Source organism: Yinghuangia sp. YIM S09857 (assembly GCF_051388915.1).
GTDB lineage: Bacteria > Actinomycetota > Actinomycetes > Streptomycetales > Streptomycetaceae > Yinghuangia.
Genome location: NZ_JBPKBH010000013.1, coordinates 244643 through 259297 on the forward strand (window position 1 = coordinate 244643; position 14655 = coordinate 259297).

The 14655-nt window shown below is 71.7% G+C and carries 13 protein-coding genes; 9 read left to right on the plus strand and 4 right to left on the minus strand.

What is annotated here, in order from left to right; genetic code table 11:
* Positions 1–360: 360 nt before the first annotated feature.
* Together ACRX5S_RS26455 and ACRX5S_RS26460 are read right to left on the minus strand one after the other, a co-directional pair.
* A complete protein-coding gene (locus tag ACRX5S_RS26455; RefSeq protein ID WP_436775589.1) occupies positions 361–1626 on the minus strand; it encodes a helix-turn-helix domain-containing protein in 1266 nt (421 codons plus the stop codon).
* 144 nt (positions 1627–1770) lie between these two features.
* Positions 1771–3015: a helix-turn-helix domain-containing protein gene (locus tag ACRX5S_RS26460; RefSeq protein ID WP_436775590.1), complete on the minus strand. Its 1245-nt coding sequence runs from the start codon at positions 3013–3015 to the stop codon at positions 1771–1773.
* A gap of 378 nt (positions 3016–3393) precedes the next feature.
* Between ACRX5S_RS26460 and ACRX5S_RS26465 the strand changes: the two genes are divergently transcribed.
* The 3 genes from ACRX5S_RS26465 to ACRX5S_RS26475 are packed head-to-tail and all read left to right on the plus strand — an operon-like array spanning position 3394 to position 5570.
* Positions 3394–3939, plus strand: a complete 546-nt coding sequence (locus ACRX5S_RS26465) for a helix-turn-helix domain-containing protein (protein WP_436775622.1) — start codon at positions 3394–3396, stop codon at positions 3937–3939.
* Entirely contained in the window at positions 3896–4381 is a 486-nt protein-coding gene (locus ACRX5S_RS26470; protein WP_436775591.1) for a hypothetical protein, read from the plus strand. Before ACRX5S_RS26465 ends, ACRX5S_RS26470 begins: the two co-directional genes overlap by 44 nt.
* Positions 4368–5570 (plus strand): hypothetical protein, encoded by a 1203-nt coding sequence (locus ACRX5S_RS26475; protein WP_436775592.1) that lies wholly within the window; start codon positions 4368–4370, stop codon positions 5568–5570. Before ACRX5S_RS26470 ends, ACRX5S_RS26475 begins: the two co-directional genes overlap by 14 nt.
* A 69-nt stretch (positions 5571–5639) precedes the next feature.
* On the opposite strand, the gene ACRX5S_RS26480 is transcribed toward ACRX5S_RS26475, so the two are convergent.
* Positions 5640–6692, minus strand: coding sequence for a hypothetical protein (locus ACRX5S_RS26480; RefSeq protein ID WP_436775593.1), 1053 nt, complete (start codon positions 6690–6692; stop codon positions 5640–5642).
* Between the two features lie 273 nt (positions 6693–6965).
* Here ACRX5S_RS26480 and ACRX5S_RS26485 point away from each other — a divergent pair, with 273 nt between their 5' ends.
* Both ACRX5S_RS26485 and ACRX5S_RS26490 read left to right on the plus strand, forming a co-directional pair.
* On the plus strand, positions 6966–8747 hold the full coding sequence (locus ACRX5S_RS26485; protein ID WP_436775594.1) for a type IV secretory system conjugative DNA transfer family protein: 1782 nt from the start codon (positions 6966–6968) through the stop codon (positions 8745–8747).
* Positions 8744–9358 (plus strand): DUF4913 domain-containing protein, encoded by a 615-nt coding sequence (locus tag ACRX5S_RS26490; RefSeq protein WP_436775595.1) that lies wholly within the window; start codon positions 8744–8746, stop codon positions 9356–9358. The genes ACRX5S_RS26485 and ACRX5S_RS26490 overlap by 4 nt, the downstream gene beginning before the upstream one ends.
* Before the next feature lie 54 nt (positions 9359–9412).
* Here the strand turns inward: ACRX5S_RS26490 and ACRX5S_RS26495 are convergent, their stop codons facing one another.
* Positions 9413–10978: a hypothetical protein gene (locus ACRX5S_RS26495; protein WP_436775596.1), complete on the minus strand. Its 1566-nt coding sequence runs from the start codon at positions 10976–10978 to the stop codon at positions 9413–9415.
* Between the two features lie 351 nt (positions 10979–11329).
* On the opposite strand from ACRX5S_RS26495, the gene ACRX5S_RS26500 reads away from it, so the two are divergent.
* From ACRX5S_RS26500 to ACRX5S_RS26515, 4 genes are all read left to right on the plus strand, one after another.
* Positions 11330–11857: a DUF6668 family protein gene (locus ACRX5S_RS26500; RefSeq protein WP_436775623.1), complete on the plus strand. Its 528-nt coding sequence runs from the start codon at positions 11330–11332 to the stop codon at positions 11855–11857.
* A gap of 39 nt (positions 11858–11896) precedes the next feature.
* Complete coding sequence (locus ACRX5S_RS26505; RefSeq protein ID WP_436775597.1) at positions 11897–13138, plus strand: SCO6880 family protein; 1242 nt, start codon at positions 11897–11899, stop codon at positions 13136–13138.
* A gap of 187 nt (positions 13139–13325) precedes the next feature.
* Positions 13326–13664 (plus strand): hypothetical protein, encoded by a 339-nt coding sequence (locus ACRX5S_RS26510; protein ID WP_436775598.1) that lies wholly within the window; start codon positions 13326–13328, stop codon positions 13662–13664.
* A 145-nt stretch (positions 13665–13809) separates the two neighbouring features.
* On the plus strand, positions 13810–14532 hold the full coding sequence (locus tag ACRX5S_RS26515; RefSeq protein ID WP_436775599.1) for a hypothetical protein: 723 nt from the start codon (positions 13810–13812) through the stop codon (positions 14530–14532).
* The last annotated feature ends 123 nt before the right edge of the window (positions 14533–14655 follow it).

Genomic DNA, 14655 nt, shown 5'->3' on the forward strand with positions numbered 1-14655 from the left:
CAAGCCGCGGCGGCCGGGGCGGTGCGTCGGCGGGCTCGGCGGCTGGCGGCGGTGGCGCGGCGGGTCGGGCGCATACCGACGAGGCTGACGCAGACGGGTGGCGCGCACCCGCTGACATGCCGGGCTCGACGAGGCGGACCACCCGATCGCGGTAGCGCGGGAGCGTTCGGTGCGACAGGGGGCGGGCGCATGCGGACGAGGCTGAACGCACGGCGGCCCGCGCCCGGTGACATGCCTTGTCACCGGGCGCGGGCCGCCCGATTGCGATGAGCGCCCTCAGCGGTAGCGACTCGTTGCCGTCGGCGCTGATTGCCCTGATTGCTCGTTGCGGTAGGCCCCCCGCCGCGGCCTACCGCGCGATCATCCCGCCGCGCGCGGCTGGAAGGCGTAGACGTCCGCGTCCCCCGAGCGGGTCGTCTGCGACGGGAGCCGCCCGTAGGCCGCGCGGTACAGCGAGCCGAAGCGGCCCAGGTGGCTGAAGCCCCAGCGCAGCGCGATGCCGGTCACGGTGTCGTCGCTGCGGCCCTCGGCGACCGCGAGCAGGTCCGCGTGCGCCCCGGCGAGCCGGACGTGCCGGAGGTGGGCCAGCGGCGTGACGCCGAGGTGCGTGCGGAACTTCTCCTGAAGCGTGCGCACGCTCATGTGCGAGGCCGCCGCGATGTCCGCGACCGAGATGGGCTCGGACGCGTGCTCCTCGCAGAACGCCAGCGCCCGGCGCAGCGCCACCGGCGCGCCGACCGGCCCGCCGCGCAGCGTGCCGCCGCTGAGCGTGTGCGGCTGGCAGGCCAGCAGCCCGTGCACGAGCATCTGCTCGAAGTGCGCCGCGGCGTCCGGCGAGCGGGTCAGCAGGCCGGAGTCGACCATCGACCCGAAGCTGTGCGCCAGCGAAAGCCACTGCCGCACCTCGTCGTTCGCGCTGTCCAGCAGCGGGTCGAAGCGCAGCGGCGCGTTCTCCGCCGGGTCGTCCGCGTACGGGCGGATCGCGGCGTCCACGACGCGGCGCGGGATGCGCAGGACCAGCGCGGTGGTGTCCGGTGCCCAGCGCGCGATGACCTCCTGGCCCGGGCCGGTGACGACCGGGGACAGCGGCATCTCGCGGCCGTCCACGATCAACTGGCCGCCGCCGCAGTGCAGCAGGTGCACGAGGTAGACCGGGGCCTGGGCGTCGAAGCGCAGTTCGGCGTGCGCGCCGTAGCCGATCTGGTAGAGGGCGATCTCGCCGCGGTGCAGCACGCGGAGCTTGGCGCGCACCGCGCCCGTGCCGGGGACCCGCAGACGGTGCGGGATGACGTGCGAGCCGACCGCGTGGTGCATGAGCCGCGGTTCGGTGCCCTGGTAGAGGACACGTCCGCGCGGCGGCAGGCCCGCCGCGGGGGCGGGGTTCTGCGGGGCGCGACGGCCCGGGACCTGCGCGGCACCGCGCGGCGCCGGCACGGTCGCGCCCGGGCGGCGGGCGCCGAGGGCACCCGGCGGCACGGGGGCGGTGCGGCCGACGGGTCGCGTCGTGTTGTCCGCGAGCGGGGCCGAGCGGTCGGTTGCGACGTCGGCGCGGCGGCCCGGCGCTGGTTGGGGCGCCCCGGATGTGGCGGCGACGAGCATGGGGCGGGGGTAAGCCGTGGCGGGCATGGGGGACTCCTGCCTGGAGATCACGTCGTACTGGTTCCTGGGGTTTGGGCGCAGGTCGGGGGGCGGGCCCAAAAGGTCGAACTGTGCGGAGCTATGCGGTGGTGCGGTTGCCGTGGTGTCTGGTCGGCACCCCGGTGGTGCGCCTCACGACGCCCTGCGGCGGTCGGTGAGGGTGTGCGGTTCCCGAGGGCGGTCGGCCACCTGGAGCGCGAGCCACAGGTCCGCCTCGGCATGGGGTCCGTGCAGCAGGTCGAGACCGAGCACGTTCCCGATCCTGGTCAGGCGCTTGCGGGCGCCCGGCACGGTGAGGCCCAGTTCGGCCGCCGTCGCCGACAGCCGCGTGTCGTTCGCCAGCCAGACGCGCAAGGTGTGCGCGTCCGGTCCGGACAGCCCGCCGGCCAGCGGGCGGAGTCCGGCGAACGCCCAGCCGTCGAGCGCCGGGTGGTCGAGCGGGAGGTGCGCCCCCGCGGACACCGGCCCGGCGTCCGCCTCGGGACGACCGCCCCGGGGCAGCGCGGTGATCCGCAGGGCCAGCGACAGTTGGGCACGGTCGCCGATCCGGTGCAGGTCCCGGTCCAACAGCGCCTCGATCAGGCGCAGTCGGCCGCTGAGGGTGTTGCGATGGATGCCGAGCCGACTGCCGGCGCCGCGCCGGTCCGCCAGCCAGCCACCCAGGGTTTCGAGCAGTTCGCGGGCCTCCGGGTCGCCGCGGCGGCGGGCCCGGTGGGTCGCGAGCGGCGCCAGTTGCTCCCGCGCCCACGCGTCGGCCTGACCGGCCATCAGGAGCTCGGGAGCGAGCCACGCGTGGAACCGGGCATAGCCGCTCACCGACACCCTGGCGGCGGTGAGCGCGTACCGGGCCTGCCCGAAGGCGCCCGGCACGGACGCCAGGTCGACGGGCGACGAGGCCCCGACCCGGCACTGCGGGTAGGCCCGCACCAACTCGCGTGCCACACGCTGGGCGACGTCGTCGTCGGAGTCCCGCTCCCCGGCCGGAAGCAGGACCGCGAGCGGCGACCCCTCGCCTGTGTCGCGCACGATCCAGGCGCCCTCGGGCGCCGTACGCCGCAGCAGGTCCGCCACGGCGTCCCTCCGCTCCTGGTCGCACGCGACGGCCATGACGCGTGCTATCGGGGGCAGGGGCCAGTCCAGTGCCTCGGCCATCGTCGCGGCGGCCAGGGGCTGTTCGCCGCAGAGCAGCCCCCATACCGCGCGCCGCTGGCGCCGTTCGGCGTCGCTGACCATGCGGACCGCTTCGGCGTACCGGTGCGCGGCCCAGTCGGCGAGGTCGACGGGTGAGACGGCGGCGCCGCCCGGTCCCGCCGCGGAACCGGGGAACACCGCCGACGCCTGTTCCAGCACAGTGTCGAGACGCCGTGCGTGTCCCATGTCATCTCCCGTCGGCCGGTCCGAGCCCCGAGGCCGGCGCTCCATTGCGCCGCCGGTGCTGCCGGTGATCACCGTCTCTCCTGTCGTCGCCGCGCGCCTACAGGAAAGGACCGCAGATCCTGAGGGGAAATCCGTGAGACGCGTGATGGAGTTGCTGAGGGTCCCGCAGTCTGGGGAACAGCGGGCTGTCCTCGTACGGTTGAGCAGTATCCGAAGCCCGACGGCGGCTTATAAGGTCGAGACGGTTATCCGAGCCGGGTAAACTCACCGGTAACTTCGGGCCCTGGGCGGCGCGGGGCAGTGCTTGGGGGTTGTGGACAGATGGCGCGAACGGGCCGGGACAGCCCCCTTCCGGACGCACTCATGACCAGTCCGCCGATGCGCGAGGCATGTGCCGAGCGCGACGTCGGCGCGATCTTCGCGCTGGCCCGCGACCAGGCCGGCATGAGCCTCAGCCGACTCGCCCGGCTCTGCGAGATGACGCCCAGCCGGGTCGGCGAATACATCAAGGGGCGCGCGCGAGTTCGCCAGCAACACGTCGTCGAGCGCGTCGCCGACGGACTGCGCATACCGGGCGACATGCTCGGTCTGGCACCGCGTCCCTGGGAGGCCGACGCCGACACCTCGGCGGAGGCCGGGCCCGACGGCCTGCCGGTCGCCCCCGGCCTGCGCGCCCGACTCGCCGACAGCGTCGTCGAACTCGACCTGGGCATCGACATCGAGGTCGACAAGGAGGGCTGGGTCTACCTCACGTACCNACGGCCTGCCGGTCGCCCCCGGCCTGCGCGCCCGACTCGCCGACAGCGTCGTCGAACTCGACCTGGGCATCGACATCGAGGTCGACAAGGAGGGCTGGGTCTACCTCACGTACCACCACCATGTGCTCAATCTCACGGACCGCCCGCTCACCCGCTTCGCCCGTGAACTGTGGTTCGAGCACGGCGAAGGGCCGCTGGAGATCATCACGGTGCCCGGCAGCCGCCAGCACGTCACCATCGAGCGCATCCACGACGCGGGGACGCTGGCCAAGTTCGCCTGCCGCGTCTCGCCGCCGGTGCCGCCGATGGGCACCGCGAAGATCGCGTACCGGTGCCGCGGGGGCCGGTTCACCGAGGCGCACTACTGGCGCCAGGCCATCACGCGCTACACGCTGCGCCTGCACATCGGCGTCCGGCAGAACGGCGTCGCCCGGCTTGTGGACTGTAGCGCGATCGAGGAGCATCCCGACGGGGCGAAGCAGGCGATCGACCAACACGTACGTTTCTCCCATGAGGGCTCCGAAGCGCACATCAGCCTCGCGCGCGAGGAGTTGCGTCCCAACCAATTCGTCACCCTGCACTGGGAGGTCGTCCGTGAAGGCGCGTGACGCGCTTGAGTCGGTCATCCGCTCGTGGCACCGGCTCGAAGTCGAGCGCGGCGGTCCCGGGGTGATCGAGTTCGACTGCGCCCCGCCGCCGCCCGGCCTCCCGCCGGTCCCGGCGGCCGCCGACCGGCTCCAGGTCCACCGGCGCCTGACCGACCTCGTCCCCGAGGTCGAGGCGGCCGGCCAGCCGTTCGTCGCCTCCCGCCTGCGCGCCGACCTCGCCTTCCTCGCCCACCGCCTGGGCGAACGCCCCGCCCTCGACGACTACGTGCGGGCCACCCAGGGCTGCCCCGCGACCGGCTGGCCCGCCGAATACGTCGCCGCGCGGGGCGAGTTGGCGCGCACCGAGCTGAGCCGCCTGGGCATTGGCTGGGACACCGGCACCGACGAGGCGCTGCGCGCGCTCGAAGAGCCGCTGGACGCCGCGGCCGCCACGCGGCTGATCCGCGCCGCGGCCGTGGAGATGGAGCCGCGCGTACGCAAGGCGGTCGGCACCGACGCGCCGTACGAACTCACCGTGCAGAGCGTCGATGTCGACGAGTACTGGGCGTACTGGCTGGACGGCGCCGGGAGCCGCGTGCGGCTGCGCCTCAACCCGCGCAACGCCCGTTTCACACGGGTCGGCGTACGGCAGTTCGCGCTGCACGAGGTCCTCGGCCACGGATTGCAGTGCGCCGCGTTCGCGCACCGCTGCGCCGCCGAGGACGTGCCGTGGGTGCGCCTGCTGTCGGTGCACGGCCCCACACAGGTGCTGCTCGAAGGGCTCGCGCAGGCGCTGCCGCTGTTCATCGTGCCGGAGGACGACGTGCTGGCCGCCCGGGTGCGGCTCGACCACTACCAGCAACTCGTACGCTCCGAACTGCACATCGCGATCAACTCCGGCGTGTCCGTGGCCGCGTGCGCCGCGCATGCCCGCGCCCGCGTGCCCTACTGGACCGACCGGCATATCGCGGACCTCCTCGCCGACCGGGGAGCGGATCCCCGGCTGCGCTCGTATCTGTGGGCCTATCCAGCCGGATTCGACTGGTTCGTCCGCCTCGCCGAGGCGGACGGCTCGCTGATCACGGAAGTCCTGCACGCCGCCTACCGGGATCCCCTCACACCCGAGGGCCTCCGCGAACTCTGGCCGGACGGACCGCCCATCGGCGGGCCCGGACCGGCCGTTCGCCTACGGGAGCCTGAGGTCTCCTGATATCTCCTGAGGTTCTGCGGGTCCTCCCGGGGCGTGTCCCCGACCGCACCCCGCGACGCCGACACCCCGTCACAACAGGATCAGACCCTTGCGGATCTCCTCGGCGTAACCCCGGGCCGCCTCCGCGGACGGGGCGTCGGCCGCACCCATGGCCGTGTAGGCCCCCAGCACGAACGTGCTCAGCTCATAGGCTTCTTCCGGGTCTTTCACCTGCATCCACGAGTAGTGCGCATTCTGGACGAGCCGCCACGACCACCGCGTCGGCGACGTCACGTCCACGTCGGTGAGCTCGGCGTCGTGCGCGGTACGGGCCAGAGCCGCCGCGGCGAACAGCCGTACCGCTTCCCCGGTCCGGCCCGCCCGCAGCGCCACGTAGGCCCGGACCTCACGGGCCGCGATGGCGGCCGTCTCGTCGCCTCCGGCCTCGGTGTCGCTGTCCAGTTCGGTGGCGAGGCGGAGCGCCTCGGCCGATTCCCCGGCCTGGACCGCGGCTTTGATCGCCTGCAACGTGCTGCTCTGCGCGGAGTTCGGCCGCGGCGGACGACCGTTGTTCTCGGCGCCCGCCGTCGGCGCCCCCGACTGCGGGTCCGGCGTGCCGACGGCGTTCGCGGCCGGCGGGATCTCCGGAGAAGCGGACGGGCGGGACGGGCCCGGCTCGGCCGAAGCCCTGCCCGGACCCGCGGCAGCGGGAAGCGGCCTTGGTTCGGCGGTGGGCTCGGGGGCCGGCGGGGTGGAGACGGGCGGTGCGGCCTGGACGGGCCGCGGTGCGGCAGGCGGCTGCGAGGCGGGCTGCGGCTGCTGCGGAACGGACGTTGTGGCCGCCGACGAGCGCTTGCGCTTGAGCCCGCGCCGACCACCCTGGCGCTGGACCGTGGGGCCGACCGAACTGACCTCCCCTTCCGGCGTGACGATGAGCGGATACACCGTGCCGTCCGCCTCGACCGCCTCCACGCGTACGGCGCGGCCCAGGAGTCGGGCGCTGCGTGCGGTGGCCTGGATCGCGGCCTCCCGCGGGTTCTCGCCCGGGGGCACGGCCAGCGCCTCGCCGTCGACCCGGACGGCGTCGTCTCCCATCTCGATCGTGATGACCGGCCAGCCGGGGATGTCGTTCAACTCGCTCACGGGATCTCCTTGAAGGCTGCCCTCCGGACGCCGCCATGTATACGCCGCGACCCAACCGAGCACCAAGGGTTCGCGTGAAGCGGACAGCCGGGACGAAACCCCGGACGCCCCTCAGCCGTTCGCCCCGAATCCCGGGGTTCCGTGCCTCGGCCGCTTCCCGCAGGCCCCACGGGCGGAAAAGGACAGGCAGCGCCGAGAGTCGGGCGAGGCATTGACGACCTTTCGTCGGACGGACGATGGTTTTCGCGGGAACGTATGGGATGGGAGTAGTGCGTGAGCGCGACCACCAAGAAGCGCGGACCGGACCCCTACGCCGACATCTACGGGTTTCTGGCCTTGGGGGGCCTGGTTCTCGTCGCGTTGCTGAACGCGTGGGTCGGGGCGTGGGCGGCGACCGGCAAGGACGATCCGCGCCCCGGGAGTCCGCTCTCTTTCGTGATCGGCTCCGTCCGCGGCGACTACACGTGGCCCGGTTTCCTGGCGACTTTCGTGACCGTGGTCCTCTTCATCCTCGAGGCCGCGGGCGGCCTGCTGATCGCGTTCGCGATCGTCAGACACCGACGCAAGGAGATCAAGGTCGACCGCGCGGTCCCTTACCTCGCCTCCGTGCACGACGTGGCGGCCATGACCACCAAGGGTGTGCGCAAGATCGGGCGCCGCCTCGGCATCGCCGAGCACATGACCCCAGGAGTCCAGATCGGGAAGTCGGTCCGCGAGAACGCGGATCTGTGGGGTTCCTGGGAGGACATGCACGTCGACATCTGGGGGCCGCGCACCGGCAAGACGGCCACCCGTGCCATCCCCAACATCGTCGCCGCGCCCGGGCCGGTGGTGGTCACGTCCAACAAGCGCGACGTCCTCGACGCCACCCGGCTCACTCGCGAACGCGTCGGACGCGTGTGGGTCTTCGACCCCCAGGGACAGGCGAACCACACGGCCACCTGGTACTGGAACCCGCTGAGCTACGTCGGCAGCAGCATCGTCCGTGCCGTCAAGCTCGCCTCGCGCTTCGCCTCGATCAACCGCGCCGACCACGTGCGAAGCGACGGGTACTTCGAGCCGGCGGCCGAGGAACTCATCTCGAACCTGCTGCTGGCGGCGTCGATCGAGGGACTGCCGATCACCGCCATCTACACGTGGCTGACCCGCCCGGGCGACGACACCCCGGAGCGCATCCTGCGGGCCGGCGGGCACGTCCTGAGCGCCGACGCGGTGGACAACGTCATCAACGCGCCGGACCGGCAGCGCGCCGGCGTGTACGGCGTCGCCGCCCAGATCATGTCGTTTCTGATCGCGCCGAACATGACCGCGTGGGTGACTGCGGACGACGATCCCGACCGCCCCGCCTTCGACTACCTGAAGTTCGTCGAAGACGGCGCCGACACCATCTACCTCCTCTCCGAGGAGACGAACAAGATGGCGGCACCCCTCATCACCGCACTTACCGCGGCGCTCGCCGAAGCCGCCGAGAACGCCGGCATCGCGTCACCCGGCGGACGCCTCAGGGTCCCCGTCCTGTTCGTGCTGGACGAGGCGGCCAACGTCTGCCCGTGGAAGGCCCTACCTGACAAGTACTCGCACTTCGGCTCGCGCGGGGTGGTCATGATGACGATCCTTCAGTCGTGGGCGCAGGGGGTTGCGGCCTGGGGCGACATCGGCATGCAGAAGCTGTGGGGTGCCGCCAACGTCCGTGTCTACGGCGGCGGCGTCGTGGACACCAAGTTCCTGGGCGACCTCTCGGCCGCGTCCGGGATCTTCGAACCGGACGTCACGAGCTACTCGTTCAAGGTCACGGACTACTGGGAGAAGAACATCAGCAAGGGTTCGCGCTCCGAACCGGTCCTGGACGTGCACGATCTCGCCTCGATGCCGAGGGGCCGCGCGTTCGTGCAGTTCAGCGGGACCAAGCCGGCGCTCGTCAGGCCGGTGCCGTGGTGGGAGGGGGAGTACGCGGACGAGATACGCGAATCGCTCGCCATCTATGATCCCGGCGCGGTCGTCGAGGCCCCCGCACCGCCGATCCCTGTCGCGCTCGAAAAGGCGGTCTCGCAGTGAAGGAGGCCGACGACGGCCGGTCTCCGCTCTTCCGCTTCGGCGATGTGGATCCGTCCTCCCATGAGTACGACGAGCACGACGAAGCCGAGGAGTTCGCCGAGGACCCGGGGCACGAGGAGCCCGAGTCCGTCCTCGTCTTCACGTCCCTCGAAAGCTTCGTGACGGAGTACCTCACACAGGTGCTCCAGCGCCGCCTGAACCGCGCCACCGCCGTTTGGTGCCCGTCGTGGTGGGACCATCCCGAAGCCCTTGTGCGGCTCAACGCCATGTGGCGTGCCTTCGAGCACCTGCGCCTGGACCCCACGCTGGGCATGTCGGTCTGGTGGCTTCACCATGCGGACCCGCATCTGCGCGTGCTGATGGACCCTCAGTTCGGCCCCTTTGCGGTCTGCGACCCCCGAGAGGGGCACACGGACCGGCCCTTGAGCTCCCTGCCGTTCAACCCGGTTCCCCCGGGGTTGTTGGACGGCCCGGCCTTCAAGCTCATGCCCGAGGACCTGCCGACGAATGCACTTCAGGAGGAAATCCCGGAATTCGAAGAGCCGTTCGACGCCGGGCCGTGGGCGTCCGTGGGCAAGCCCAAGGACTTCGGGCAGAACCACGGGTTCTGAGCGGTCCGGCGCCCCGACAGGACACACGTGCACGGGCGCGTCCTCGTGTGCGGATCAGTCCTTCTTCGAAGGGGAGGCACCGGTGGCGCCGACCGCGGGCAGCATCGCCACCACCGGCTTCTCCTTGCTCCTCTTCTCGTGCGCCAGGAACATGCCGACACCGGACGTCGCGACGGCCCGCGGTACGAGCGTGCCCGCGGGAAGGGGGTCCACCTTGCCGGTGGACAAACGGACGGCGACGGGATCGTCGTCGTCGTCCTCATCCTCGTCCTCCAGGAGGATTCCATAGGCGACACCGTCGTCTCCGACCGAGACGAACGAGACCCCGCGGACGAGTTCGTCGCCGTCGAGGCACTTGGCGGTCCCCGCGGACAGGTCGAACGACACCGAGTCCGCCACGAGATAGCGCCCCTGCGGGGACATCGCGGCCCGGTGGTCGTCGGTCATCTCGCGGGACGGTGAACCGTCCTCGCCCTCGGGCGGCGCACACGTCACCGAGGCGACGAGGGCGCCGGTGCCGAGGTTGTGCGCCGCGTACAGCACGGTCGTCGAGCCTTCCGCACGCCATGCCACGACGAGCATGGTGCCCACGGCTCGGATGGGTTCGCCCCAGGACTGGCCCTGCGGCCTGATCGCGTCGCTGGACCAGCCGCCGACGATGCCGAACCGGGGCCGGGGACTGAAAGGCATCTCCCGCGTCAGGAGCCCGGCGGAGGTCGGAACCCGCGGTACGTCCTGGACCGGGCAGTTGTCCTCCTCGTCGCAGCCGCCCTGCCGGAAGTCTCCGGCCGACGCGGGGGTTGCGGCCCCGGTCACGGGATTCCACAGCAGTCCGTCGCCGACCCTCTTCTCGCTGCCGTCGGCGACGCCCGGGAAGAGCACCCCGCCGTCCCCGATCACAGCCTTGGTCTTGTCGGAGTCGCTGACCAGATCGCGCTCGAAGTGCTGTGCGGACGCCTGGTCGGGACCTCGCAGCCCGGCGGGAAACGAGTCCACAACGGTGACCGGTCGGGACCGCAGGACGCCCGAGGCGGGGATGACGCCGGTGCGCACGACGACGACGTACTCGCCCTGGGCCGTGTTGACGACGCGCACCATCGTGTCGCGCTGTTCGGCAAGCGGGAGCAGGGGCTTCGACGACCACTTCACCTTTCCGTCGGCGAAACCGCGGGCGGTCAGCAGGTCGTCGACGACGCCGCCGTCCTTGCCCTTGGTCGGACTCGCCGACTTCTTCGGCGGTGGCGACGCGGTGCCGGTCGCGGCGGAGGGCGACGGGGACGCGGAGGCGGACGGTGGTGCCGACGCCCTGGGGGAACTGCGTGTGCTGACATCGACGAACACGCCGGCACGCGCCGCGATGGCGTAGGAGCGGTTGGCGACACCGAACTGCCAGCCGCCATTGGCGTCGAACGCGGACGGCACCTTGAGTTGCAAGGAGTCCGCCGGCTTGGCGCTGTCCGTGGCCCCGGGCTTCGTGTTCCCCTTGCCGCCGGGGCCGAACGCGCATCCGCCGAGCAGGGCCGCGGTCGCGCAGACGACGACCAGTCGCCTCGGCCAGTCGGCTCCGAGGGCGGCCGCGTGGCGACCTTCGCGTGAACGCGACGGCTTATGAGCTGCCACGGGCGTGTACTTCCGTTCTGCCGGACCGGCGGAAGGCGTCCTGGGATGAAGCGCCGTCGGGCGGCGGCTCTTCCGAGCATTGCCGCGGTCCCCGGCCCGCCGATATCCCGACAACGCGTCCGGATGCGCGTGTATGGGATGGCTGCGCAGGGCGCCGCGTCGTTAGCGTGGGCGCGGAGCGACGCGTCTCCACACCGCGCCGGGAACCAGGAGACCTCATGGGTGAGTTGGTGAGGCCTCATGACTAGGAAACAGGTGGAGAGCCCCAACCCCTGGGTGGTTCACGCCGAGGCGCCGGACGAACTGGACTCGCCACCCGCCGCCGAATCGCCCGACATCGGTCGACCGCACATGGCGGCCCCGTTGCAGGGACTGGTTGAGTCGGCTCCCGGGGAGGGGCTCCCGGCATGGGATCCCGGCCCGCGGGGAAGAAGCGTTCCCTGGTGGTGGGTCGGTTGCCATGGCGGTGCCGGAGCGAGCACGTTGGCCGCCGCGGTCGGCGGTGTCGACGCGGGACCGCGAGGCTGGCCGGTGCACCCCGACCAGGGCCGTTCGCGCGTGCTGCTGGTCGCGCGCAGCCACGCCCGCGGTCTGGAAGCCGCGCAACTGGCCTCGCGGCAGTGGGCTTCGGGAGTGGTCGGCAACGTCGACCTGCTGGGCCTGGTGGTGGTCGCCGACGCTCCGGGCCGCCTGCCGCGCAAGCTCCAACAGTGGCTCAAGCTCGTCGCGGGCGGTGTCCCGCACATGTGGACGGTGCCGTGGCATGAACCGTGGCGCCTCGGCGAGCCGGTGGAGGCGGAGACGTCGCCCAAGGAAGTTGTCAGACTCGGACGGCAGTTGGCCCAGGCCTTGGGTGGCGCGGGTGCGGCCGCCAGGTGATGAGCACCGCATTCGCGTCGTGAACGGGAGACGATGACCGTGGTCACACTGCAGAGCAAGCGCGAACAGCGGACAACCGGCCGACCGCGGCCAGCACAACGCGCGCCGAAACCCTCCGGGCCGCTCGGCACGCTGTCGCTCGGCGCGGGCAGGCTCCCGGGCCAAGGGGCCGCCTCGCGGCTCTACGAGGTCAAGGACGCGTACCTGCGGCCGTTTGCGATCCTCGCCGTTCCGTCCCGGGGCCAGTACACCGTTGTCCTGGAGGCGGTCCGCGACTTCCGCCGCGATGTGACGGTGGGTGAGATCGCCCAATGGACCTCTTTGTGGGGGCCGTGGATCGACTCGGCGGGGACCTCGCTCGGGGTGGTGGCCGCCTCGGTGACCCTGGAAGTCTTCGACATGGGCGCCGAATCGGGGCTGCCGCCCATCCGGTCGACCGACGACCCGGCCCGGGTCATGGCCGACCGGCTCGACTACGTCGGAAGGCTGCGGGCCCGGGTCGCGCTGACCGTCGGCAGCGGGCGGCGCGGCAAGTCCGGGCTGCCGGACATGGCCACCGACCTCGGACGCCGACTCCCGGCGCTGTCCGCGCAGTTCCAGCTGCTCGGGCAGGCGCCGGCCAGGCCCGTGGCGGGCCACGAACTCGCGGAGATCGTCCGAACCGCCTACGACCCGAGCGTGTGGGGGTTCATCGAACAAGCCCGGGAACAGGGCGGAACCGGCATGTCGTGGTCGCAGGCGGGACCTGTGGACTCGGAAGAGGAATGGGACAGTTACCGCCACGACGGAGTTCACTCGGTGACCTGGGCGATGTCCGAGAGCGCGGGGGAAGAGGCGTTCCAGGGCACGCTGGCCGGGCTGCTGAAGGCGATGAACGACGGGGTGCACCGTCGGGCGACCCTGTTGTTCGGTCCCCCGCGTCCGGAGATCACCGCGGCGACCGACCCCGTCAAGCCCTTCCGTTCCCGGAACAAGGGCAAGTCCGCCGACGCGGAGCCCGCGCCCGCCGCGAACCCCTGGCTGCCCGAGCGGAAACTCGCGCGGTACGGAATGCTCGTGACCGCGACAGCCGGCGGTGAAGGCGCGCTGTCACGGTCCGCTCGGGCGCTCGACGGCCTTCCGGCGTACGCACGGGTGTCCCTCCGAAAGGTCTACGGTTCACAGGCGGCGGCGTTCGTCGCCGGTCTGCCACTGGGGACCGACACACCCGACGGCCTTGCGATGCCTGTTGCCGCGCGCTGGCCGGTCCGCCACCGCCAGGGCGGGCGCAAGCGGCGCTGACGCCGCGAACGCGCCTTAGCCGCCACAGGATTCGCGCTCACCGCGCTCTAACCCGCGTCATTCGGATTGTTGGGCACGCACCCCGCAGCAAGGATGAGAAAGCCGTCGGATGGCTTTGATTTCGGCACTCTGGTTCGGATGCGAAAGTCCCCACCAGACTTCTCTTCTGTTTCCCGCGGAGGTTCCTGTGGCCGGTCAGATACTCGATTTGAGCGTCCGCGCGTACGTGGGGCTGGTCCTGCCGCGACAAACGGACACGGACACGGATACACCGGGCGGCCTGACGCCCGACGGCAACGTTCCCCTGGACGACGGCCTGCGGGAGGACATTCAGAGCCTTATGGGCCTCCTGCGCCTGGGCGCCTGGACCATTGTCCTTTTGTGTTTCATCGGCGTCGGCGTCTCCATGGCGTGGGGCTGGATGAACGGCAAGGGGTTCCAGGCGCTGGGCCGCCTGGGCTGGGTGCTCGGCGGAGCGATCGTCATCGCCAGCGGCGCCGAGCTTCTGAACGTCTTCACGGCTTGACACCACCGGCACCCCCCTCCGCTCAAACGTTCCCAGGCAGGTGCGCATGGCCCTCTTCCGCAGGTCTCGCACAACGGATACCGAGAGTCCGTTCGCTCAGAAGCGATTCCTCGCCTCCATCGGTGTCATCGCGGTGTTGATCGTGATGGCCGCTGTGACGATCATCGACGGCGGCGACGGCGGTGCCGCCGGGGCCGCGGCCGAACAGAGCACCGACCCCGCGGACGACATGCCCATAGAGATCGTCACCATGGCGCCGCCGCCGACGTCGGCCGTACAGGAACTCGCTCCAGGACTCTCGTGTCCGCAGGCGACGCAGAACGCCGAACTCCCCACGGCCGCACCGGCAAAGACCGTGTGGACGGTGTACCGCGGGAACATCCTGCCCACCTCACCGGTGCACGGCCCGACCCGAGCGAGCGGGGACGTCGCGCGCTGCTTCGCGCACACCCCCACCGGCGCGCTCATCGCCGCCGCCCAGATCAGCGCCCGCTACTTCTCCGCCCCGGACTGGCAGTCGGTGATGCAGCAGTCGGTGTTGCCCGGGCCCGAGCGCGACGACGCGGCGGTGATGAGGCAGGCCATGGACCAGAGCCGGACGGCGCCGCCCCCGGACGACACCGACGACACCGACCGCCTTCAGATCCTCGGCTTCAAGTTCGCGGGCTACTCCGCCGAGACAGCCAGTGTGCAGCTCCTCCGGGGCGGCTTCGACGGCAAGGACCTGGTGAGCGCGTTGTACACCCTCCAATGGACGGGTGGCGACTGGCGGTTGAAGATCCAGCGGGACGGCGCCGCGGAAACCATGGTGCAACCGGAGGGCACGCGCACCGGCTTCGTCGACTGGACGCCCGGTGGTTCCTCGTGACGGCCGCGAAGCCGGCGCCCCGGTCGGCTGTGTGGCGGCGTCGGACGGTGCGCGCGGTCCTCCTCTCCGCCGCGGTGTTCATCCTCGCGACACTGTTCGGCGGTGGGACGGCGGCGGCGGCGC